Source organism: Rothia sp. HMSC065C03, assembly GCF_001837295.1.
Lineage (GTDB): Bacteria > Actinomycetota > Actinomycetes > Actinomycetales > Micrococcaceae > Rothia.
In genome coordinates this window covers 219,247-222,901 of sequence record NZ_KV832006.1, presented here as the reverse complement: position 1 = coordinate 222,901, position 3,655 = coordinate 219,247, and the positions used below count along the sequence as shown (strand labels likewise).

Sequence of the window (3,655 nt, the reverse complement as noted above, 5' to 3'; positions counted from 1 at the left end):
GAGCGGGGGTGCTCAATCCAGTTCGGGTCGGTCTCCGCGATACCCGCGGTGGTCCAGACCTGCTGCATCGTTGCCTGATCGTACACGGACACGGAGTTGTCGGTGGTGTTGGTAACCCAAACGGTGCCGTCTACATCGTCAACGGTGATGCCGTAGGCTGCGTCGTACTGGTAGCCCTTGTCGTTCTTGACGATGGGCAGCTCGGCGACAGCCTCAATCTTCAGGGAGTTTGCGTCAATGCGAGCGATAGTAGAAACGTGCTTGTCGCGGTCTGCAGTGCCCGCAACCCAAATCTTGTTGGTCTTCTTGGAGTATGCGACCTGGAACTGACCGGGCAGGCCCTGGGTGATCTTTGCCATCGCCTTGTCGGTGATGGTGCGAGCGTCAGTGCTCTGGCTTGCCGCCGGGGTGGAGTCTGCCGCGAACGATGCGGGGATGGTGGCAACGCCGGAAATTGCCAGTGCCAGCGATCCAACGGCGAGGCCCTTGAATGCCTTGCTTGAAGCGAGGTTCATATGTATGTCCTTTTTCGTGGGTGGTGTGTGAAGGTGCGTCTCTCCCCCACCGATGGGTGGTGAGGCGCCGCGTTTTCCTTGCTCTTTGGTGTGGGTTTCGTGGGCCCACGAGGAAGGAAACTAGTCTTCACACAGTATTAAGTAAGGCAACCTTTAACTTACCTTCTAGGTAATACTTACTTAGCGCACAGGATTTTGCAAGATTTCAGGTATATATGACGCAAAATTTCATATGACAGGCACAGCCTGTCACTAAAACTCCCCGAGAAGCGGCAATGTAGCAGCACGACGCAACTCGGCGCCCCGAAATAGCACGCCAAAACGGTACCCCGACATAGTACCCCGCAGGGCGCACCCCCCAGGGCGCACTGCACAACCCGCACAACAAAACCCCCGCCTCCGGCAAAAGCCAGAAGACGGGGGTTTCACACTACCCAGCGCACACAGCGCCGCGGTTAGCTAAATTTAGGAGCCGTACGAGATTTAAGAAACGTACGAGAAGTCAGTGAACAGCAGGTTCTGCAGCTTGTAACGGCGAATGAAACGAGCCAGCTCCGCGCGAGTAGTCGGCGCGGTCGGCTTGAACACACCCGAAGAATCCAGCACGATGTCGTTCGCGCCAGCCCACGCAACATAGCGGTGCAGGGTACCGGCACCGAGCACGTCGCGGAAACGAGAACCAGCGGCCTCATTCATTTCGGTCAGCTGAACCTCCGCGTTGTACTGGAACAGTACAGCCGCCAGCTCCTCATGAGAAACCGGTGCGGTCGGGTCAATCTTGTCGCCACCGGTGAGCGGCTCGGTAATCTTGCGGTCACGAGCCCAGTGCAGGGCGTTCGCGGTCGGGCGGCCTGCCGCATCCGCGAAGGGTGCAACCTCAGAGTTTTCACTCACGCCAGCGTGACCTGCAGCGTGGTTCAGCAGAGCGATCAGCTCCTCACGGGTCACGGGGCGGTCCGGCTCAAACGCGCCAGTCTGCGGGTTCGGCATCAGCCACTTCTTCTGGTTCGCCATGCGGATATCCTCAGCGAACGGGTGGTTATCCGGAACATCCTCGAAAGAAGTCTTCAGAATCTTGGTCTCAGCCACGGGGATGCGCGCAGCAATCTGGTGGGTAATCTCCTGGCCCCACGGGTCGGAGCAAATATCCAGCTGCAGGGCGTGATCGACACCCTCACCCTGCATCAGCTCGATGGGGAACTGGTCGCTACCGCTGAAGCTGTCAGCGTCACCGTCAAATTCGGGGGTGAGCATCCAGGAGCGCCGAGTTTCGAAAGAGTCGTTACGAACGTAGCCGTGGCGTACAGTCAGGGTGGTGCCTTCGGTGAGGAATTCGCGCAGACCGTGTGCAGTGTAGTTGACGGTCATACCGGTTTCGGTGACGGTGGCGCGCTGAATGACGAGGCGCGGGCCTTTAGTTTCCTCGGTTGCCGGGGCAAGGTTTGCGGGTGCTTCATCTGCCTGCGCGGCCTGTGCCTGCAGGGTCAGTGCGCCTGCAGCGGCGGCGGCGGAAGCACCCTTTACAAAGAATCGTCGTGAGAGTCGATGGTTAATCAAGGGCATGATTGTCCTATTCAGTTCTTGTTTGAGTTGAGTGAGTTACGGGTGGCAGGGCGCGCGGACAGCGGCGTAAACGGTGAGTGAGGCCGATACGTTGGGTTCCCTCCCCCTCTGGCGTGCGTGAGTGAAGCGCAGCATGCGGGGTGCGGGTGTCTGTCGGGCGGATGCGCGGTGAGTGAGACCGGCGTGATTCCTGGACCCAGTCATCTAGCGTACCTTAAGGTCCCCTTTAAAGCGAAGACGAACCAGCGGTGATTTTACGCCCATTCTCGGTGTTCAACGAAGTAGGGGCGTTATCTGGCAAGGTTTGCCGGAAGTTGGTATGGGTTTTTGATGGAGCGATTTCGGGTTGTTCTATACCGAGGCGTTCCGGGATGTGGAACATGTGGGATTCTGAGGTTTTATGTGCGACACGCCGTTTCGAACCCTTTTCAAAGAGTTATAGTTATTGGTACCCTATCACTGTTTCTATATCCTCAACAAAGGAGTTACCCATGGAGGCCAAGGAATTCTCTGAGAAGGCTCTCCTCTTTTTCGCCAAGTCCAAGTACGCCGACCTTTTCGGCGTAGCACTGGTTATCGCCATCGCAATCGCCTCAGGATACCTGGGCACCCGCCTCGACAAATACGTCGACTGGGGCCCGATTACGCCCTTCATCCCCCTCGGTGTGATTTCCGTGATTAACGTGGGTATTTCAATGATGTCTACCCGCCTGACCGGCCGCCTCTCAAACATCGGCAACGTGCTCGGCATTATTAACACGGCGCTGTCTGGCGCGATTGACTACATTCTGGGCAACAAGGCAGCGATCATCACCTACCCGGTCACTTTCATCGTGTACACCTTCGCGATTCGTAGGTGGCAGAACTCCGAACGCGGCAAGGCAATGGAACCGCCGACCGGCGCTAAGGGTCAGCTGATTATCAGCAGCATTGTGGTGGGCTCGTTCGCGTTCTCCCTGATTGCGAACTATGTCGGTTACTATCTGATTGCGAACAATGTCGGTTACGATGGCAAGACCTCGTTCCTGTTCTGGATCACGACCGTAGTGTTTGGCCTGTCCCTGTCAGCGAACATTCTGAACGCGCTCAAGCTCACGATGCAGTGGCAGTTCTGGGCTGTGTACAACACCGTGCAGTGCGTGAAGTCGCTAACCCAGGGCAACTTCGCAAACGTCGGCAAGTACATCTTCTACATCATCAACAGCGTGGCGGCGCTCCTGCTGTGGACCCGAAGCGGCACCGCAGCCAAGGGCACCCTGGCGGTGGCGTAAGGGGTGAGTCCCTAGTTTTCTAGGGCTGACCTTTCTACTCGCTAACGCATGAGGAGGCCCCTCGACCTGCAGCTTACTGCTGCGGGTCGAGGGGCTTATTTTAATATTCTTGCTATTTATGCCTAGCAGTACGCATATTTGTTAAAATAAATAGACCGGAGGGGCTTTCATTGAGGGCTAAGAATCTTTCAATAGTTGTTTACTATTTTTATGACCGACCGACCGACTGACCGAGTTGCTTGATATACTTACGGCGGCCAAGATGGTGAACGAGGCGCGGTTGAGAATCTTTCATTATTCGCCTTG

3 protein-coding genes are annotated in these 3,655 nt (G+C 56.6%); 1 reads left to right on the top strand and 2 read right to left on the bottom strand.

The window, feature by feature from the left end:
• Positions 1-515 (bottom strand): YncE family protein (locus tag HMPREF2605_RS09650; protein WP_371441067.1); only part of this gene is annotated, 515 nt, incomplete at its 3' end.
• Between the two features lie 483 nt (positions 516-998).
• Entirely contained in the window at positions 999-2,078 is a 1,080-nt protein-coding gene (locus tag HMPREF2605_RS06620; protein ID WP_070847482.1) for an S-layer homology domain-containing protein, read from the bottom strand.
• A 491-nt stretch (positions 2,079-2,569) separates the two neighbouring features.
• Between HMPREF2605_RS06620 and HMPREF2605_RS06615 the strand changes: the two genes are divergently transcribed.
• On the top strand, positions 2,570-3,349 hold the full coding sequence (locus HMPREF2605_RS06615) for a nicotinamide mononucleotide transporter (protein ID WP_070847481.1): 780 nt from the start codon (positions 2,570-2,572) through the stop codon (positions 3,347-3,349).
• Positions 3,350-3,655: the final 306 nt, after the last annotated feature.